Genomic DNA, 18,332 nt, shown 5'->3' on the forward strand with positions numbered 1-18,332 from the left:
GTAACAGGAGCGGCGCTTTGGATGAGCATGATGTCATCCGAAAACCGCTTACACTTTTCGGCATCATGCTCTGACGCCGCTCCTGGAAGATGCTTTACTTCACCGGCTCGAGAGCGAGCAGGTTCAGCAGGCGTGCCGGATTGGTGCGCGAGATCGACGGATTGACGAAGGGGTTTTCCTTGGTCGACCAGCCGGTGAAGCGCTTGGTGTTGTACTGATACCAGTTCGGATTGTTGAACACCGGAATGACAGGCATGTTTTCGGCCACGATGCGTTGCGCCTTGTTCATCGCTTCCTTCTGCTTGGCAAGGTCGGCGGTCTGGGTGAACTCGGTGACGAGTTTCTCGACCTCCGGGTTGAACCAGCGCTGCGCGGTGAAGCGGGTCTTGCCCTTGTCCGAAGCGCTGAAGGCGCGCTTGTAGGGATAATAGGGCGAAGCCGATGCCGGCAGGCTGTTGATCGCCGCATCGAAGGTGCCGTTGATGAGGTTGCCGGTCCAGACGGCTTCCTCCGGCGTTTCGATCTTGGCGTCGATGCCGACCGCCTGCATGCCTTCGACGGCGAGGTTGACGGTGTCGATCCAGTCGGTCCAGGCGCTCGGAACGATGATCGAGAAGGAGATCTTGCTGCCGTCGGGATTGTCGCGGAAACCGTCGCCGTCCTTGTCCTTGTAACCCGCTTCGTCGAGCAGGGCCTTAGCGGCATCGGCATCATAGGTTGCGAACTTGCCGAAGTCGGTCTTGACGGAAGGGTCCGCCCAGCTCTTGTAAAGCTCGCCCATCAGGCCGGGGTCTTCGTTCAGCGTCGGATAGCCGTAGCCGGCGACGTCGATCATCGTCTTGCGGTCGAGCGCCATCGAGACGGCACGGCGGAATTTCAGGTCGTTGAAAGCCTTCTTGTTGTTCTCATTCGCTGTTTCCAAGTTGAACAGGAAGGCGACCATGCTGCTTGGCGAATACCAGTAGTGAAAATGGGCCGGATCCTTCGAGACATAGACATTGTCGATATCAGGAATGAAGGAGACGCCCCAGTCGAGTGTGCCGTCGGCAGTTGCCGTCAGCATCTGGTTGTTGTCGGCAAGCTGCGGGAAGCGCATGCAATCGACCTTCAGATGCGCGTTGTCCCAGTAGTTCGGGTTGCGGCACTGATCATAGGTCTGGCCGGTGAAGCGCGGCACTTCCGTCAGCGGGCCGCTGCCGACCGGGGTCTCGTTGGCGAAGGTGACGGGATCTGCGACATCCTTCCAGACGTGTTCCGGAACGATCGGCAGTTGCGAGATCTGCTCGGCGGCAAGCGAGCTCGGATTGGCGAGCGTGAAGCGCACCGTCTGGCCGTCGACGGCCTGGACGTCGGTGATGAAGGTCCAGATGCTGACGAAGTCGAGCGCCGGGAATTTCTTCAGGTAGTCATAGGTGAACTTGACGTCGGCTGCGGTTAGCGGTTTGCCGTCGGACCATTTGAGGTTCGGGCGCAGCTTGAAATCGATGCTCTTCAGGTCGTCGGAGAGCTTGAAGCTTTCGGCCAGGCGATAGACCGGCTTGTTGCTGTCGAAGCGATTGAAAATAACAAGCGGCTCGTAGATGAAGTCGAGCGTCGACTGGCGCGCCGAGGTCTGGTTGAACGGGTTGAAGTTGCGCACCCAGGTCGTCGCCGGTTCGATATTCGCGGTCAGGACCGTCTGCGCCATGGCGGATCCGGAAAGCAGTGTCAGCGCGGCGGCAGCAAGAAGATATTTTTTCATGTTTATTCCCCTTTTCTTATGCGGTGAGAGATGACGTGCCGGTCAGGAGACCAGCGCGTTTGCAAACATGTCTTCCACTTCCGCATGGGCGGCGCGGATATCGAGCTTGAGCGTGCCGAGGCGAGCCTTGCCGGCGGCAATCCGCTTCAAGGCGGCGTCCGTCAGCGGGCGCGCAGCCTTGGCAGCAGCTTCGCTTTCCCTAACGTCGCCATGGCTGTGCAGCGCGATATCGAAGCCCGCGTCGAGCACTTGGGCGACGCGCTCCGGCAGGGTGCCGGAGAGCGATTCCATGAAGATGCAGTCGGAGATCAGCACACCCTCGTACCCCATGTCCTTGCGGATCACGTCGTGCATGATTGGCGAGATAGAAGCCGGTAATTCCGGATCGTAGGCCGAATAGACAACATGGGCGACCATGGCCCATGGCGTATCCTTCAGCGCCACGAAGGGCTTGAAATCGGTGGCGATGAGCGTCTCGCGGCTGGCGTCGACCACCGGTCGTTCCTTGTGGGAATCGAGCGTTGCCCGGCCATGGCCGGGAATATGCTTGATGACAGGCATGTTGCCGGTCTCGAGCAAACCGTCGACCACCTCGCGGCCGAGGGCGGCGATGAAGTCGGGATCAGGGCCGAAGGAGCGGGCGCCGATGACCGCGCTCGTGGTGTCGAAAACGAGATCGAGAACCGGCGAGCAGCCGCTGGAAAGGCCGAGTTCCGTCATCATCGCGCCCATGGCCTGGGAGGAAAGGCGCAGTGCTTTTTTGCCGAGATCAAAATCGCGGCGCGCAAGTTCGGCGAACTGGCCAAAGCTGCGGAAGAGCGGCCAGGGGCCGGCATCGAGATGCTGGACGCGGCCGCCTTCCTGGTCGGTGAAAACAGGCGCGTCGTCGCGGCCGACGGCTTCGCGGAAGCGCTCGATCAGACGCCTAGTCTGATCCGGCTCGCGCTGATTGCGCCTGCCGACGAAGAGGCCGAGCGGATTGGTCTCGCGAAAGAGGGCGAATTCATCGTCCGAAATCGTGGGAGTGGGAAGGCCGACGAAAAGGGCGAGCGGGGTCGAGGACAATTCTGTAACTCCGGTATCAGAGGATCATTTCGGCGCGCTTCTCAGCATGCCTTCGTAGATGCCCTTGTCGGGGGCGGGGATGATGATTGCGTCTGCCGTCTTGGCGTAGAAATCGACCGGGCCGGCATCGCCGATGAAGGCATAGGCGTGGCCAAGCGTCTTCATCGTCTGCAGGCAGGCTGAAAAGAGGGCGAGCCCGATGCCCTTGCCCCGCGCGTCGGGATCGACGCCGGTCGGGCCGAAGAAGCCGCGGGCTGTCGTGTCATAACAGGCAAAGCCCAAAAGCTGGCTGCCTTCGACGGCAATGAGGCAGGCGATGGGCTGGCGGGAGAAGGCGACCGACACTTCGCTCGCCCAGTTTTCGCTGAACTGTTCACGAACCCAGCCAACGACGAGATGCAGTTCCGGAGGGAGAGCCGGGCGGATGGAGACACGGACGGCATCGGCTCGTTCTTTGAGTTCGGCGAGCTTGGCGGAATATAAGCTCACAAGCAGGTCTGGCACCTGTCTCTCCTCCCGTTTATTCCGTTATTAGAGAATGTATCCCCTTTTAATGTTATAGACTTGGCCATGGGGCCGAGCTTGTCAACAGGGATTTTTCAAATGGGCGTAGTGTCGCAAGCCGCAGCGAGCCGCATAGCAACGCAAAGTGGACACGGAATGCAAAACGGCCCATGAGGCGGGCCGTTTCTGTAATCGTTAGGCCGGACAACCATCATGTGATGGCGGCCGGTATGATTGCTGATCCATCCGCTTATGCGGTGTGCTTCCAAAGCGCATGAAAATGCTGAACCGGGCCGTGGCCGGAACCGACGGTGAGGCTGCCGGCCGCCGCGACCGCGCCGGCGAGATATTCCTTCGCGATGGCAACGGCCTCCCGGGCTGAGGCGCCCTTGGCGAGCTCGGCTGCCAGCGCGCTGGAGAGCGTGCAGCCGGTGCCGTGAGTGTTCTTGGTCGGCACACGCCGGGCTTCGAACCAATGCAGGCCATCGGCCGTGGCCAGCACGTCGGGGCTTTCATTGCTGTCGAGATGGCCGCCCTTGACCAGCACGGCGGCCGGGCCAAGCGCACGCAGTCGCTCGGCCTGTTCTGCCATCTCAGCGCGGTTTGTCGCGACCGGTCGGTGCAGCAGGGCGGCGGCTTCGGGCAGGTTCGGAGTCAGAAGGGTTGCGAGCGGCAGCAGTTGGCGGGTCAGCACGTCGACCGCCTCGGGCGCAAGCAGGGCAGCACCACCCTTGGCGATCATGACGGGATCGATGACGACGGGGATGCCGCCTCGATCGGCGAGTGCGCCGGCAACGGCTTCGGCGATGCCGGCATTGGCGATCATGCCGATCTTGACGGCGTCGACGCGCACATCGGCAAAGACGGCATTGATCTGATCGGCGACGAATTGTGGCGGCACCAGATGCACGCCGCTGACGCCTTGTGTGTTCTGCGCCGTCAGCGCGGTCAGCACCGCCATGCCGTAGACGCCGCGGGCGGAAAAGGCCTTGAGATCGGCCTGGATGCCGGCGCCGCCGGAGGGATCGGAGCCGGCGATGGAGAGAACGTTACGGATCATGAGCGCACCTTTCGGATTTCTGCGGCGATGCGGCGCGTGGCGGCTTCAGGGTCGGGCGTGCCACAGATTGCGGAGACGACGGCAAGCCCCTTTGCGCCGGCTGTGAACACTTCGGCCACATGCTCCACCTTGAGGCCGCCGATAGCAACCGACGGCACCGGCGAGGCCTTCACCAGCCTCGCAAGGCCGTCAAAGCCGATCGGCTGCTTGTGATCGGTCTTGGTCGGCGTCGCAAAGACAGGTCCGACGCCGGTATAATCGACGAGATCGGGATCGACGGCGCGGGCAAGCAGTTCGGTTTCGACCGAGAGGCCGAGGATCATGTCGGGGCCGATCATGGCTCGTGCCGTCCGCGCATCCATATCGTCCTGGCCGATATGCAGGCCGTCGGCGCCGATGGCAATCGCCGCCTCGACGTCATCGTTGACGATGAGGAGGGCGCCGGTTCCCTCAAGCACCTGTTTCAAGCCGCGGCCGGTCTCGATCATTCCGGCGGTGCTCGCATGTTTGTCGCGCAGTTGCACCATCGTCGCACCGCCGGTAACGGCAAGGCGCGCCGTTTCGACCATGCCGATCCCGGCGCAGAGTTCGGGATCGAGGACGAGATAGAGCGAGAGGTCGAAAGGCTTCATGCCGCCGATATCCTTGCCCTGGCATCGAGCGTTTCGGAATCGATCGCGGCCAGCGCATCGAGGAAGCGCCAGGAGAAGGAGCCGGGGCCGGCAGCCCCCAGCGCTGCATCCTCACCGGCGACAGCGAAGATCGCGAGGGCTGCGACAGTCGCGCCGAAAATATCCTCGGGCGCGGTCGCGGCGAAGGCACCGACAAGGCAGGTAAGCGAGCAGCCGAGCGCGGTGACCTGGGGCATCAAGGCCGATCCACCCGCAACGCGCACCGCCCTTTCACCATCGGTCACGAAATCCACCGCACCAGTGACGGCAACGACTGCCTGCTGTCGCTTCGCAAGCCATCGCGCCGAATCTTCCGCCTGCTCGACCGGATCGCGGCTGTCGACGCCCTGGCCGCGGCTCTGCCCACCGGCAAGCGCGATGATTTCGGAGGCGTTGCCGCGGATGACGGTGGGGTTGAGCGCCAGGAGATCGGCAGTGGCGCTGCGGCGGAAGGCCGTGGCGTAATGGGCAACCGGATCGAGCACCCAGGGTTTGCCGGCGGCGTTCGCAGCCTTGGCCGCCGCCCGCATACCTTCGATCCATTGCGTCGAGAGCGTGCCGATGTTGACAGTCAGCGCGCTCGCGATCCCGGCGAATTCGCCGGCTTCCTCAGCGGCATGCACCATGGCGGGCGAAGCGCCAGATGCAAGCAGGACATTTGCGGCAATGTTCATCGCGACGTAGTTGGTGATGCACTGAACGAGCGGCGGCTTCTCGCGCATCGCCTTCAGCATCGTTCCTGGCGTGGTCTCGGTCTGCATATTGCCCCTTTCAGGCGGGGCAGGCACGGGGCGTTTCGTGCGGGCAAGCCGCAACCCCGAGCGACTCCCTCCGCCGGCATTATCCGGTTCAGGTTCGAAGGGTACTTCTCAGCCCGTCTTTCGACGGACGCCCCTGTCTCTCATCAGGCTCTATTTTGCAGAGAACGGGGTGCATGTCACCCCGAAAATGACAATTCTGCGAACTGCGCGGTGCGGCCGAAAGGCGATCAGCCGACGATCTTTGCGAGCAACCGTCCGACATCCTCATTCGTTACGTTATTATGGGCATCCAACGTTTCCGTCTTGATGATGTATTTGTCCGCCAGGAAGGTGTTCACCTTGCCGGACTGCGGCGCGAAGACGGTGTCCGTATCGTCCGCGACCGCTTGTCCGGCCTTCAGGTGCTGGGGGCCGTTTGCCCCCATCGCGCCGAACGCATCGTTGGCATCACCGATGCTCTTCGAAATGTCGCGCGACAGGCGCGACGCCAGCGCATAGGCGAGCGTGCAGGCGAGATCGTTGTGGGTGTGGGTGATGCAGATCGGCCCGGTCGGCTTGCCCACGACATTGGGGAAGGCGCCAGCGAGGCCCGGCTTGATCTCTTTGGCGAAGCCATTATGCGAGAAGGCGCCCTGCAGCAGCGTGAGCGAGAAGAATTCCAGCTTCGGGACCGGGGCGAGCTCATTTGCCGCCGCCGAAACCAGCCGGGCTCCAAAGCTGTGGCCGACGAGATGCAGACGGATCGGCCGCTGCAACACGAGTTTCGACAGCACGCTTTTCGTCAACGCCTCGCCGACGATGCCGGCGCGGTTCTTCATTTCGTAGTAGGTGAGTTGGTTCAGGAACCGCGCGACGGCTGCTCTCGGCCCGGAGATCAGGCCCGAGACGACGTCGCCGAGGCCCTGCGCCTTGCCGACGGAGCTTTCGATCTTGAAGGTCGGCGGCGGGACCAGCCCTTCCATCAGCACCTTGGCGCTGTTGGCATCCTCCGTCGCCAGAGCGATCGGCTCGGCATCGGCCTTCAGTTCCGTATCGTCTCCGGGAGAGCCGAGTGCTTCATTGCCTTTCCTGACGAGAAAGAGCGACGTCGTTTCATCGAGGGTCTTGGCCGCGGCCCGCGCCTTTTCGGTCGTGGCAGCGCCGTCAGGCCCGAAGAGATCCTCGAAATCGGCCAGCACCTGGTTGAAAACCTGGTCGTCGATATCCTTGATATCCGCTGCCGTCCCGCCGGCTGCCTGGGCTCCGCCGCCTGCCGTCACCAGCGTCTGCTCGTCGAAATCGGTGCGATAGGCCTTGGCCGGCCAGACGACGCCGGCGACGACGATGTGGCGTGTCTTATCGGGCGAAAGCTTTTTACAGGCGTTCGCCCACAGCGTTCCGTAGAGTGTCCGGGCATTGTCCTTGGTGTTCTTCCAGCCATGCGACATCACGACCAGATCGGTCATATCGGGCTGGTTTAGCAGTGCGGCGAGCTTTCCCGTCAGCGCGGGATCGATCACACCGTCCTTGTCGAATTCGAGCCACAGGAATGGCGAGGGTCCAAGCGTGTCCATGTGTCCTCCTTACACAGCTTGCAGCGTTCGCATCAGATCGAGCAGTCCGGCGCCCTGAAACTCCGGCCGCCGCTTGAGGTCTGTCGCAGCGCCGACGAAGATCTCCTTGACGCGCTCCGGCTGACCGAGAAATTCGCGTCGGACGGACAGGAACGCGGCGATCGCGCCGGAGACGTGGGGCGCGGCCATGCTCGTGCCGGTATCCTCCCGGAACGGCGCCTCGCCCGGCTTGTCACCGTCGTAGAGCGCGCAGGAAATGATGCGCTCGCCGGGTGCGACGAGATCGGGCTTCATGCGCCCGTCGGCGGTCGGCCCCTTTGAGGAGAAATAGGAGACGCCGTAGGTATGCGGCATGTCGCGATGCGTCGACCCCACAGTGATGGCGAGCGCCGCATTGCCGGGATCCATGATCGTGCCGCTATGGGCGGCGCGCTCCACCGCTCCGGAAAATTGCGCCACCGTGCCGTAGCCGGCATTGCCGGCGGCAACGACGACACAGACGCCCGAGCGCACGAGCCTGTTGACCTCGACGCAGAGCGGGCTTTGCCCTGCCGCGAACCACACCGGGTTGAACACATATCCCAGGCTGAGATTGACGCCGTGGATCTTGATATTGCGCCCATAGTCGTTCGAACGCTGGACGTAGTTGATTGCGGCCAGCAGGTTGCTGAGTTTCCCCTGCTTCTCATTGATGAGCACTTTCAGGCTCATCAGCTTGCAATGCGGCGCCATGCCTGAGATCGCGCCCTGATGCTCCTCGGTCACCTCAGACTTGGTATCATCCTCGTTGCGTATTTCCGAGGTGACCGAGATTTTCGTTAGCTTATCCGTCTTCGGGTCTTCCGATACGGACGTGCGGCCGGCGATGATGCCGGCGACATGAGTCCCATGGCCGGCGGCGTCAGTCAGCGCCGTTGCCGGGGCGGACGCCGGATCGGGATTGTCCGACGTAAAATCCCAATGGCTGAGGCCATCCGGCAATTCGAGCGTTTTCAGCGTCGAGAAGTGGGGATGATTCTTGTCGATGCCGGTATCGGCCACAGCCCAGACGACGCCCTTTCCGCTAGCCGCGAACGAGGCTTGCGCCGCATCGCACTTGATCGTCCTGACGGATTCATAGACGCAGCGAGATATCTCGTGATCGTGCCAGATCTTGTAGACGAGCGGGATATCCCTCTGCTTGCCGCCGCTCTTCTTTTCGTCATCGCTCTTGGGCATCATCCAGGTCGACAGCCGGCCGATGGCTTCCCGGGTCAGGGTCGCGAAAGCGTAGCTGTCGGTCCAGAGCGATTTGGCGGCAATCCTGCTGCCGTTCGAGAAGATCTGCGAGAGATCGAGCTTGCTGGCATCGGGGATCGCCGGCATGCCGAGCGGCGCCGAGATGCCGAAACGCCGCAGATTATTGCTCTCGTCCGTCGCGCCGACCCTGTCGAGGGAGAGCAGATATGCCTCGAACAAGAGCTGCTGCGCTGCCGTCACGCCACCGGGGAAATCGCGGTTGAATTCGATGACGACATCGAAACTCTCAGGAGTCTTGCTGGCCCTCTTCGGGCGGTCCTGATCGCCTTTCATAAAAGACGAGAGATCGCCGCCGATTCGGGTCTTGACCAGGTTTTCCTGAATGCTGTCTTCGGATTCCGTCCGGGGTTGCGCCGGCCGTTGCCTCTTCGCCATGCGACTGTCCTCTCCCGTTTCGGAAAGAATAACAGCAACAACCATGGGTGCAATTCATTTCTAAAATACACCTGCATATTTTACTGAAACTTGGCAAGGCAGACTTGATTAAGTATGCTCGAAACGCGTCTGCTATTCATCTTTTACGTTCAGATGCCAGACGTTTCATGTAAACTATGCTTGTGGCGAAGCCGGAGACTTCTAACTCAAATCATGCAGCCCGGTCGTAATCGCCGCCTCAACCGAAAACTCCGAAAACCGCACCTTCAACCCGCTGCGCTCCGGCGTGCAGGCAGCCGGCCCCACCTCATAGCGCTCGGCGGCGGGGAAGGGCGCTAGCCGCAGCAGCGGCCAGAAGCTCCCATCGCGCGAGGCCTGGATGCGCAGGGCGCCGTTTGCGACCGTCACCCGGACGCGGAAATCCTCGAGCTCCTTGAACGGTTGCGCCACGGACCAGTCGGATCTGCCGTCGGTGACGACGGTGCTGAGGAAGGGTTCGCCGTCGGTGAATTCGACGCCTGTCTTCACCCAACGTTTTTCGTCGATGCGCACCATCAGACCGGCCTGGTCGTAGAGGGTGCGGAATTCGCCCTGGACGCGGATCTGCGCGGTGAAGCTGTCGCCGGTGGGAAAGGCGAGGAAGTGGCCGCTGTCGCGGGTGAAGCCGTAATAGGTCTCGCGCCAGAAATCGGTCTTCTCGCCTGTCGTCACCGTCAGGCCGGTTTCGTCGGTGTGCCAGCTGGCCGGTTCGTTCAGCCATTTTCCGTCGTTGAAATTGATGCTCATTCGCATCTTCCTTCCTTTGAAACCTTGCCGCAGGGCGGTCGCCTCACCTTGGCATATCACGCAGGCTTCGTGCAGAGGGCGGGCGCAGCCGAAGATGGCGCCTTCCGACGGTGCGCTATCGGCGGCTGCATAATCGGCCGCTCATGCTTGACAGGACTGATCCAGCTCCTATTCTGTTACAAAAAGATGAATTACATAATTGTGGAACTAAAGGGGAGCCATCACATGAAAATTCTGGTCGCATTCCTGCTCGGCACCGCGCTCGTCGCCCTGCCGTCGACCCTTCTTGCCCAGGAAAAGGGCGGCGTCATCAACGTTGCGACGATCGGTGAGCCGCCGACGCTCGATCCGATGTCGTCGACGGCCGATCTCGTCGGCATTGTCACGCAGCATATTTTCGAAACGCTCTACACATTCGACAAGAGCTGGAACGTCACGCCGCTGCTGGCCGAAAGCCTGCCTGAGGTCAGCGCCGACGGCAAAACCTATACGATCAAGCTCAGGACCGGCATCAAGTTTCACGACAATAGTGACATGACCTCGGAAGATGTCGTCGCTTCGCTTGGCCGCTGGACGAAGATCGCCTCGCGCGGCAAGCAGGTGGCGGGCTTCATCGACAACATCACAGCCGTCGATCCGGCAACCGTCACGATCACGCTGAAGCAGCCTTATGCGCCGCTGACCTCGCTGCTTGCCTTCAACAATTCGGCCGCGATCATCATCCCCTCCGAAAAGCAGGACGAGCCGATGAAGGAATTCATCGGCACCGGTCCTTATATGCTGAAGGAGCGCAAGGCCGACCAGTATATCCAGCTTGTCCGCTTCGACGGATATGTCTCGCGCAGCGGCGAGAGCGATGGTTATGGCGGCGCCCGTCATCAATATCTCGACGAGATCCGCTTCGTGCCGGTGCCGGACCCGAACACCCGCGTCGAGGCCGCCGTGTCCGGCCAGTATGATTATGTCGACTCGATCCCTGTGGAATCCTACGACAAGCTGAAGGCCTCCACAGCCTCTCAGCCGGTCATGTTGAAGCCCTTCGGTTATCCGGTCTTCGTCTTCAACACGAAGGAAGGTGTTGCTGGGAATGTCGAAGTTCGCAAGGCGATCCGCCAGGCGCTCAGCATGGAAGACATGCTGGCAGCCGCCTTCGGCAGCACGGATTTCTATGCGCTCGATGGCGCCATCTATCCGAAGAGTTTTGCCTGGTCGACGGATGCCGGCGTCGAGGAAGCCTATAACGTCGCCGATCCGGAAGGGGCGGCGGCTGCCGCCAAGAAGGCCGGCTACAATGGCGAGCCGATCCGTATCCTGACCAGCCGCCAGTATGAGTTTCATTACAAGATGGCGCAGGTCGCCGCCGAATATCTGAAGCTTGCCGGCTTTACCGTCGACATGCAGGTTGTGGACTGGGCAACGCTGACGCAGCGCCGCACCGATCCGAAGCTCTGGGATATCTACATCACCCACAGCCCCTTCCTGCCGGAGCCGGCGCTCATCGGCTCGCTCTCGACCAGCTCGCCGGGCTGGTGGGATACGCCTGGCCGCAAGGCCGCTGTCGATGCCTTCACCTCCGAGGTCGACCCGAAGAAGCGCGTCGCGCTCTGGGCCGATGTTCAGAAGGCGATCTATGCCGACGCGCCTTTTATGAAGATCGGCGATTTCAACGCCGTCTCGGCGAAATCGGTCAAGCTCGAAGGCGTCGATCCGGCTCCGTGGCCGTATTTCTGGAATGCCTCGATCAAGAAGTAAGCATCGCCACCGGCGCCGGCCCTCCGTGGCTGGTGCCGGTCTTCCTTTCAGCCGCATCTGCAAGGGCTCGAAAACAGGCCATTCATGATACGCTACATCCTCCAGCGCCTGTTCGGCATGATCGTCGTGATGTTTCTTGTCGTCACGATCGTCTTCGTCATCGTGCGCGTGACGCCGGGAGATCCGGCTGCCGTCATGCTCGGGCCGGATGCGACGCCGCAGGATATTGCCGATCTCAGGGCCCGGCTCGGCCTCGATCGGTCGCTCGGCCTGCAATATGTCTATTATATCGGCCAGCTGCTGAAGGGCGATCTCGGCCAGTCGATCTTCCTCAACATGCCTGTTACCTCGGCACTGCTCGACCGCGCCGAACCGACCTTCTTCCTGACGCTGTTCTCGCTCGCCATCGCCAGCGTCATCGCTCTGCCGATCGGTATCTATGCCGCCTATCGGCGCGGCTCGTTCGTCGACCAGGCGGCCACGACGCTCGCGATGTTTGCCGCCAGCATTCCGAGCTTCTGGCTCGGCCTCATCCTGATGCAGTTCTTCGCCGTCAGGCTCAATCTCTTCCCGGTCTCGGGTTATGGCGGCCCCGGCTCGACCTTTTTCGAGCGGATGTATCACCTGACGTTGCCGGCTTTTGCGCTCGGCATCGTCTCTTCGGCGCTGATCCTGCGCTTCACCCGCGCTTCGATGCTCGATGTGCTCGGCGACGATTACATCCGCACGGCACGCGCCAAGGGATTGATCGAGCGCAAAGTCATCCTCAAGCATGCGCTGAAGAATGCGCTGATCCCGATCCTGACGGTGATCGGCCTGACGGCGGCGGTGCTGATTTCGGGCGCCGTCGTCACCGAGACCGTCTTCGGCCTGCCGGGTGTCGGCAATCTCGTCGTCTCGGCGGTGCTGCGCCGCGATTACCCCGTCATCCAGGGCGCTCTGCTCGTCATCGCCGCCCTTTACGTGCTGATCAATTTTGCGATCGACATGCTCTACCTGCTTGTTGATCCGAGGGTGCGCTACTGATGGCCGATATCGCAATCAAGCCCACCGAAAGCGAGGGCGGCAAATTCGTCCGCCGCCTGCTGAAGCGCAAGACGGTCGCCTGCGGCCTGCTGATCCTGACGATCTTCGTGCTGCTGGCGGTTTTCGCACCTGTCGTCGCGCCTTATTCACCGTCGAAGCTTTCGATCGTCAACCGGCTGAAGCCGCCGAGCGAGCTCTTCTTCTTCGGCACGGATGAGTTTGGCCGTGACGTCTTCTCGCGCACGATCTTTGCCGGCCGCCTGTCGCTGCTCGTTGGTGCGGCGGTCGTGACCTTGTCAGCGGTGATCGGCGTGACGCTCGGCCTGCTTGCCGGTTTCTTCCAGAAACTCGACACGCCGATCGCCCGGCTGATCGATGCGATGATGGCGTTTCCGGATATTCTGCTGGCGATCGCGCTCGTTGCCGCCCTCGGGCCATCCTTGACGACCGTCATCATCGCGCTGTCGATCGTCTATGCGCCGCGCCTTGCCCGCATCGTGCGCGCCTCGACGCTTGTTATTCGCGAGTTGCCCTATGTCGAGGCGGCGAGGGCGCTTGGGATTTCGACCTTCCATATCATGACGCGGCATGTGCTGCGCAATCTGCTGTCGCCGATCCTGGTGCAGGCGACGTTCCTTTTCGCCAGCGCCATGCTTGCCGAAGCCGGCCTGTCTTTCCTCGGCCTCGGCGTCAGCCCCGAGATCCCGACCTGGGGAACGATGATCGCCGCCGGCCGGCAATATATCGGCCAGGCCGATTGGATGACGCTCTTTCCCGGTGTCGCGATCATCCTCTCCGTGTTGTCGCTGCAGATGGTCGGCGACGGCCTCAGGGACATGCTCGATCCCAGACTTCGCAAGGACCTTTAATCCGCCGAGGAAACCTCGGCCAAATGACATTCGCCAATTGGAATTCGCATGACAGGAGTTAGCGTGAATCAGTTTCCCGCCGCAGACACGGTTGAGAACTCGCCCTATGAACGGCTTGCCGCGCTCGGCATCGAGCTTCCGCCGCCGCCGCCGCCGATCGCCAATTTCGTGACGCATGTGCTGGAGGGCAACATGCTCTATCTCTCCGGCCAGGGGCCGCGCGAGGCCGATGGCTTCCTGCATGCCGGCAAGGTCGGCGCCGGCGGCGTCGGTGTCGAGGAGGCATACGGCCATGCGCGGCTGACCGGCATCAACCTCTTGTCGGTGATGCATGAGGCGCTCGGCGATCTCTCCCGGGTCAAGCGGGTGGTCAAGCTGCTCGGCATGGTCAATGCCGTGCCTGATTTCGAGGATCATCCGAGCGTCATCAACGGCTGCTCGGACCTGTTGATCGAAGTCTTCGGGCCGGCTGGCGAACATGCCCGCTCGGCTGTCGGCTTCGGCTCGCTGCCCGGTAACATCACCGTCGAGATCGAGGCGATCGTCGCCTTGCACGGCTGACAAAGTTTTCCATATTTGGAGCAGTCATTTCGATGACCTCTTTGTGTTCAAGTCCATGTTCCTCATTCAGCAGTGCACCATTGCGGAATGACTGTGTCATGTCCCGCCTTTCGACCCAGAATCCTGGAGATCTTCATGTCCACTGACATCCGCCCTTCGCTCGGCCTTCGCCCTGTCATCAATGTATCGGGCACGATGACGAGCCTCGGCGCTTCGATCGTCGTGCCGGAGGCGATCGAGGCAATGGCATCGATCCTGCCGCACTTCGTCGAGATCAACGATCTGCAGCGCAAGGCAAGCGGCGTCATCGCCCGGTTGACCGGCGGCGAGGCGGGCTTCGTCACCGCCTCCTGCTCGGCCGGTATTTCACTCGCGGTTGCCGGCGCGATCACCGGCAATAATCTGCTGGCGATCGAGAAGCTGCCGGATATCGTGTCTGAAAAGAACGAGGTGCTGGTGCAAATGGGCCATGTGGTGAGCTATGGCGCGCCCGTCGACCAGGCGATCCGACTTGCCGGCGGCAAGGTCGTGCTTGTGGGCCAGGCGACCTCGACGCATCGTTTCCACATGGAAAATGCCATCACCGACAAGACGGCCGCCGCCGTCTATGTCGTCTCCCACCATGTGGTCGATTACGGCCTGCTGAACCTGAAGGAATTCGTCGAGATTGCCCATGCCAGGGGCGTGCCCGTCATCATCGATGCGGCCTCGGAATATGACCTCAGGATTTTCCTGGAGCAGGGGGCCGATATCGCGCTCTATTCCGGCCACAAATTCCTCGGCGGCCCGACCTCGGGCATCGTCGCCGGCAGGAAGGAGCTGGTGCGCCATGCCTTCCTGCAGAATATGGGTATCGGCCGCGGCATGAAGGTCGGCAAGGAGAGCATTTTCGGCGTCATGGCCGCACTCGAAGCCTGGGAAAAGCGCGACCATGCCGGCATCCGGGAACGGGAGACTAGCTATCTCAACCTGTGGAAGCGCACACTCGACGGCCGCCCCGGCCTCACCGCGCTGATCGAGCCCGACCCAACCAACAATCCGCTCGATCGGCTGCGCCTGATCGTCGATCCCGAGCAGGCGCATATCACCGCCTGGGATCTGGCGGATGCACTTGCCAAGGGCAGCCCGCCGATCATCGTGCGCGACCATGAGGTCGAGCACCGCTATTTCTATCTCGACCCCTGCAACCTGCATCCGGGCGAGGAGAAGATCGTGGCGGAGCGCCTGGCGCAGGAACTCGACAAGGCGCGCGCCTCCAACGAGATCATCGCCACGCCCATCGAGAACCGCAGCCGGCACCGCTTTGATTCCGCGCTGCGCTGGCCGGATTGAACTGCAGAGGAACCATCATGGCCAGGGCCCAAGCGCAATCGATCGAGACAGACGCCGTACTTTCCGTCGATAGACTGACGACGTCCTTTCTGGTGGACGGCGCCTGGAAACCGGTCGTGCGCGACGTCTCCTTCACTGTAGCGCCGGGTGAGACGGTGGCAATCGTCGGCGAATCCGGCTCGGGCAAGAGCGTCACATCGCTCTCGATCATGCGGCTGCTGCAGGCTGACATGAGCCGCATCGAGGGCCGCGTCATGCTCGGCGGACGCGACCTTCTAAACTTGCCCGAACGTGCCATGCGGCAGGTGCGCGGCAATGAAGTGGCGATGATTTTCCAGGAGCCGATGACCTCGCTCAATCCGCTCTTCACCATCGGCGACCAGATTTCCGAAGCGCTGCTTTGCCATTCCGATATGAGCAGGGCCGATGCCAGGGCCGAGACGATAAGGCTTCTGGAAAAGGTTCGCATTCCCTCTGCGGGCTCGCGCTTCGACGAATATCCGCATCGGTTTTCCGGCGGCATGCGCCAGCGGGTGATGATCGCCATGGCGCTTGCCTCGCGGCCGAAGCTCCTGATCGCCGACGAGCCGACGACGGCGCTCGACGTGACCATCCAGGGCCAGATCCTCGATCTCATCAAGATGCTGCAGGACGAGGAGGGGACTTCCGTTCTCTTCATCACCCATGACATGGGTGTGGTCGCCGAGATCGCCGACAGGACGGTGGTGATGTATCGCGGCGAACAGGTCGAAAGCGGCGTCACCGCCGACATCTTCCACCGCGGCAGACATCCCTATACGAGAGCGCTGCTATCAGCCGTGCCGGTGCTGGGCTCGATGCAGGGCCGTCAAAGGCCTCTGCGTTTTCCCGTAGTCAACACTGCGACCGGTGAATCGGACATTCCCGCCGAGGCTGCCGATACGGTGGCGGCGACGCCGGTGTTGCAGGTGAAGAACCTTACCAAGCGCTTCGATATTCATTCCGGCCTCTTCAATCGGCTGACCAGCCGGGTGCATGCGGTCGAAAACGTCTCCTTCGACCTTCACGCCGGCGAGACACTGTCGCTTGTCGGCGAATCCGGCTGCGGCAAATCGACGACCGGCCGCGCCATCATGCGTCTGATCGAGCCGCAGGCCGGCTCGGTTCTCGTTGAGGGCAGGGAGGTGCTCGGCCTCGACAGGAAGGATCTGCGCGAGATGCGCAAATCCGTGCAGATGATCTTCCAGGATCCCTTTGCCAGCCTCAACCCGCGCATGACGGTTGGTGCGGCGATCGCCGAGCCCTATCTCGAACACAGGATGGGTAGCTCGAAACAGGCAAAGGAGGTCGTGGCCGACCTGCTGGTGAAGGTCGGCCTGTCGCCTGACATGGCTTCGCGCTATCCGCATGAATTTTCCGGCGGCCAGCGCCAGCGCATCTGCATCGCCCGAGCGCTTGCATTGCAGCCGAAGGTCATCGTCGCCGATGAAAGCGTCTCGGCGCTCGACGTTTCCATCAAGGCGCAGGTCATCAACCTGATGCTGGACCTGCAGCAGAGCCTCAATCTCGCCTTCCTGTTCATCTCGCATGATATGGCGGTGGTCGAACGCGTCAGCCACCGGGTGGCGGTGATGTATCTCGGCGAGATCGTCGAGATTGGCCCACGCGCCGCCGTCTTCGAAAATCCGCAGCACCCCTATACGAAGAAATTGATTTCAGCCGTGCCGGTGCCCGATCCCGACCGTCGCCATGAAAAACGAATGGTGGCGAATGACGAGGTCAAGAGCCCGATGCGTGCGGTCGATTATCAGCCTTCGGCCACTTTTTATCGTGAGGTCGGTCCGGGCCATCTGGTGATGGCCGATCGCTAGCCCAGGCTCTGCGCCGTCCGTTGGGGAGTTGCCTAACGGATCGGCCGCGCATAAAGCAGATGCATAACCAATGCTTGGAAATCTGCACCGATGAACAACCGCGATTACTATTCGAAGCTCGGCGGATTGCCGCCGCAGACCCAGCTGCTTTCAAGCAAGGCCGTTTTCACCACGGCCTATGCGGTCATCCCGCGCAGCGTCCTTACCGATATCGTCAGCAGCGTTCTTCCTCACTGGACGGGAACGCGGGCATGGGTTCTCTCCCGCCCGCTCTCCGGCTTCTCCGAGACCTTCTCGCAATATGTGATGGAAGTTCAGCCGGGCGGCGGAAGCGACCGGCCGGAGCCGGACAAGCGAGCCGAAGCGGTGCTGTTCGTCGTCGAAGGCGGCATGACGGTGGAACTCGACGGCGTCAGCCACACGCTGCGCGCCGGCTCCTTCGCCTACCTTCCGGCGGGTTCGGCCTGGCGCCTGAAAAACGACGGTTCGGCCCCGGCGATATTCCACTGGATCCGCAAGGCGTTTCAGGAGGTCGAGGGGTTGGAGCCGCCGCCGGCGATCTTCACGCATGAGGATGAGCATCCCGTTGCGGCGATGCCGGACACGGACGGGCGCTGGGGAACGACGCGGTTCATCGATCCTGCTGACGTCCGCTACGACATGCATGTCACTATCGTGACCCTGGAGCCGGGCGCCGTAATCCCCTTCATGGAAACCCATGTCATGGAGCATGGTCTCTATGTGCTGGAAGGCAAGGCGGTCTATCGCCTGAACGAGGATTGGGTCGAGGTCGAGGCCGGCGACTTCATGTGGCTGCGCGCCTTCTGCCCGCAGGCATGCTACGCCGGCGGGCCAGGCCGGTTCCGCTATCTGCTCTACAAGGATGTCAACCGCCATATGACGCTCTGGTAGGGTTGGCGCCGCCTGTATTAGCCTCGGCGCAAGGGGCTTTGCGCGTTCCTTGGTATGGTTGCCGGTTCCTCGATCGCTTATCGGCTCTACTCGATGCGTAATGTTATAAAATGACAAAGTGGCGTAATCTATCTTATGGAACTTGAAAGTCTCAAGCAAACGCTGCTGTATAATTCTTTGAAAAATATGCGGCCATATCAATGGCTTTTGGTGCT

At 61.7% G+C, this 18,332-nt stretch carries 16 protein-coding genes and 1 riboswitch; of the genes, 7 read left to right on the top strand and 9 right to left on the bottom strand.

All coding sequences use genetic code 11. The features are described from left to right. Nucleotides 1-94: 94 nt before the first annotated feature. The 9 genes from EFQ99_RS03230 to EFQ99_RS03270 form a co-directional block, all read right to left on the bottom strand. Nucleotides 95-1,741, bottom strand: a complete 1,647-nt coding sequence (locus EFQ99_RS03230) for an ABC transporter substrate-binding protein (RefSeq protein WP_126919204.1) — start codon at nt 1,739-1,741, stop codon at nt 95-97. A 42-nt stretch (nt 1,742-1,783) separates the two neighbouring features. Beyond that, on the bottom strand, nt 1,784-2,806 hold the full coding sequence (locus EFQ99_RS03235; RefSeq protein ID WP_126919205.1) for a glycoside hydrolase family 3 N-terminal domain-containing protein: 1,023 nt from the start codon (nt 2,804-2,806) through the stop codon (nt 1,784-1,786). Nucleotides 2,807-2,830: 24 nt separating this feature from the next. Beyond that, a complete protein-coding gene (locus EFQ99_RS03240; protein ID WP_126919206.1) occupies nt 2,831-3,310 on the bottom strand; it encodes a GNAT family N-acetyltransferase in 480 nt (159 codons plus the stop codon). Between the two features lie 250 nt (nt 3,311-3,560). Continuing rightward, complete coding sequence (gene thiD, locus EFQ99_RS03245; RefSeq protein WP_126919207.1) at nt 3,561-4,370, bottom strand: bifunctional hydroxymethylpyrimidine kinase/phosphomethylpyrimidine kinase; 810 nt, start codon at nt 4,368-4,370, stop codon at nt 3,561-3,563. Then, nucleotides 4,367-5,002: a thiamine phosphate synthase gene (gene thiE, locus EFQ99_RS03250; RefSeq protein ID WP_126919208.1), complete on the bottom strand. Its 636-nt coding sequence runs from the start codon at nt 5,000-5,002 to the stop codon at nt 4,367-4,369. The genes thiD and thiE overlap by 4 nt, the downstream gene beginning before the upstream one ends. After that, complete coding sequence (thiM, locus tag EFQ99_RS03255) at nt 4,999-5,802, bottom strand: hydroxyethylthiazole kinase (RefSeq protein WP_126919209.1); 804 nt, start codon at nt 5,800-5,802, stop codon at nt 4,999-5,001. Before thiM ends, thiE begins: the two co-directional genes overlap by 4 nt. Nucleotides 5,803-5,850: 48 nt before the next feature. Then, nucleotides 5,851-5,947: riboswitch (TPP riboswitch) on the bottom strand. 82 nt (nt 5,948-6,029) lie between these two features. Next, nucleotides 6,030-7,355, bottom strand: coding sequence for a hypothetical protein (locus EFQ99_RS03260; RefSeq protein ID WP_126919210.1), 1,326 nt, complete (start codon nt 7,353-7,355; stop codon nt 6,030-6,032). Nucleotides 7,356-7,364: 9 nt separating this feature from the next. Continuing rightward, nucleotides 7,365-9,029, bottom strand: coding sequence for a S8 family peptidase (locus EFQ99_RS03265; protein ID WP_126919211.1), 1,665 nt, complete (start codon nt 9,027-9,029; stop codon nt 7,365-7,367). A 201-nt stretch (nt 9,030-9,230) separates the two neighbouring features. Beyond that, nucleotides 9,231-9,815 (bottom strand): DUF1349 domain-containing protein, encoded by a 585-nt coding sequence (locus EFQ99_RS03270; RefSeq protein WP_126919212.1) that lies wholly within the window; start codon nt 9,813-9,815, stop codon nt 9,231-9,233. Between the two features lie 225 nt (nt 9,816-10,040). Here EFQ99_RS03270 and EFQ99_RS03275 point away from each other — a divergent pair, with 225 nt between their 5' ends. From EFQ99_RS03275 to EFQ99_RS03305, 7 genes are all read left to right on the top strand, one after another. Further along, nucleotides 10,041-11,567: an ABC transporter substrate-binding protein gene (locus tag EFQ99_RS03275; RefSeq protein ID WP_126919213.1), complete on the top strand. Its 1,527-nt coding sequence runs from the start codon at nt 10,041-10,043 to the stop codon at nt 11,565-11,567. Between the two features lie 84 nt (nt 11,568-11,651). Further along, entirely contained in the window at nt 11,652-12,593 is a 942-nt protein-coding gene (locus tag EFQ99_RS03280) for an ABC transporter permease (RefSeq protein ID WP_164736330.1), read from the top strand. Next, on the top strand, nt 12,593-13,462 hold the full coding sequence (locus EFQ99_RS03285) for an ABC transporter permease (RefSeq protein ID WP_126919214.1): 870 nt from the start codon (nt 12,593-12,595) through the stop codon (nt 13,460-13,462). Before EFQ99_RS03280 ends, EFQ99_RS03285 begins: the two co-directional genes overlap by 1 nt. A 48-nt stretch (nt 13,463-13,510) precedes the next feature. Continuing rightward, nucleotides 13,511-14,023 carry a RidA family protein gene (locus EFQ99_RS03290; protein WP_037173635.1) on the top strand — a complete coding sequence of 171 codons (513 nt, stop codon included), beginning with the start codon at nt 13,511-13,513 and terminating at the stop codon, nt 14,021-14,023. Nucleotides 14,024-14,158: 135 nt separating this feature from the next. Further along, nucleotides 14,159-15,355 (top strand): aminotransferase class V-fold PLP-dependent enzyme, encoded by a 1,197-nt coding sequence (locus EFQ99_RS03295; protein WP_126919215.1) that lies wholly within the window; start codon nt 14,159-14,161, stop codon nt 15,353-15,355. 17 nt (nt 15,356-15,372) lie between these two features. Next, entirely contained in the window at nt 15,373-17,205 is a 1,833-nt protein-coding gene (locus tag EFQ99_RS03300; RefSeq protein WP_126919216.1) for an ABC transporter ATP-binding protein, read from the top strand. Nucleotides 17,206-17,295: 90 nt separating this feature from the next. Then, complete coding sequence (locus EFQ99_RS03305) at nt 17,296-18,117, top strand: bifunctional allantoicase/(S)-ureidoglycine aminohydrolase (RefSeq protein ID WP_126919217.1); 822 nt, start codon at nt 17,296-17,298, stop codon at nt 18,115-18,117. The last annotated feature ends 215 nt before the right edge of the window (nt 18,118-18,332 follow it).

The organism is Rhizobium vallis (assembly GCF_003985155.1).
Taxonomy (GTDB): Bacteria; Pseudomonadota; Alphaproteobacteria; order Rhizobiales; family Rhizobiaceae; genus Rhizobium; species Rhizobium vallis.

What these genes read in the sequence shown, in the direction of transcription:
- thiE (WP_126919208.1), bottom strand. Translation starts at nt 5,002, where the DNA reads ATGAAGCCTTTCGACCTCTCGCTCTATCTCGTCCTCGATCCCGAACTC.
- EFQ99_RS03280 (WP_164736330.1), top strand. Translation starts at nt 11,652, where the DNA reads ATGATACGCTACATCCTCCAGCGCCTGTTCGGCATGATCGTCGTGATG.
- EFQ99_RS03295 (WP_126919215.1), top strand. Translation starts at nt 14,159, where the DNA reads ATGTCCACTGACATCCGCCCTTCGCTCGGCCTTCGCCCTGTCATCAAT.
- EFQ99_RS03290 (WP_037173635.1), top strand. Translation starts at nt 13,511, where the DNA reads ATGACAGGAGTTAGCGTGAATCAGTTTCCCGCCGCAGACACGGTTGAG.
- EFQ99_RS03270 (WP_126919212.1), bottom strand. Translation starts at nt 9,815, where the DNA reads ATGAGCATCAATTTCAACGACGGAAAATGGCTGAACGAACCGGCCAGC.
- EFQ99_RS03265 (WP_126919211.1), bottom strand. Translation starts at nt 9,029, where the DNA reads ATGGCGAAGAGGCAACGGCCGGCGCAACCCCGGACGGAATCCGAAGAC.
- EFQ99_RS03285 (WP_126919214.1), top strand. Translation starts at nt 12,593, where the DNA reads ATGGCCGATATCGCAATCAAGCCCACCGAAAGCGAGGGCGGCAAATTC.
- EFQ99_RS03300 (WP_126919216.1), top strand. Translation starts at nt 15,373, where the DNA reads ATGGCCAGGGCCCAAGCGCAATCGATCGAGACAGACGCCGTACTTTCC.
- thiD (WP_126919207.1), bottom strand. Translation starts at nt 4,370, where the DNA reads ATGATCCGTAACGTTCTCTCCATCGCCGGCTCCGATCCCTCCGGCGGC.
- EFQ99_RS03260 (WP_126919210.1), bottom strand. Translation starts at nt 7,355, where the DNA reads ATGGACACGCTTGGACCCTCGCCATTCCTGTGGCTCGAATTCGACAAG.
- thiM (WP_126919209.1), bottom strand. Translation starts at nt 5,802, where the DNA reads ATGCAGACCGAGACCACGCCAGGAACGATGCTGAAGGCGATGCGCGAG.
- EFQ99_RS03275 (WP_126919213.1), top strand. Translation starts at nt 10,041, where the DNA reads ATGAAAATTCTGGTCGCATTCCTGCTCGGCACCGCGCTCGTCGCCCTG.
- EFQ99_RS03305 (WP_126919217.1), top strand. Translation starts at nt 17,296, where the DNA reads ATGAACAACCGCGATTACTATTCGAAGCTCGGCGGATTGCCGCCGCAG.
- EFQ99_RS03230 (WP_126919204.1), bottom strand. Translation starts at nt 1,741, where the DNA reads ATGAAAAAATATCTTCTTGCTGCCGCCGCGCTGACACTGCTTTCCGGA.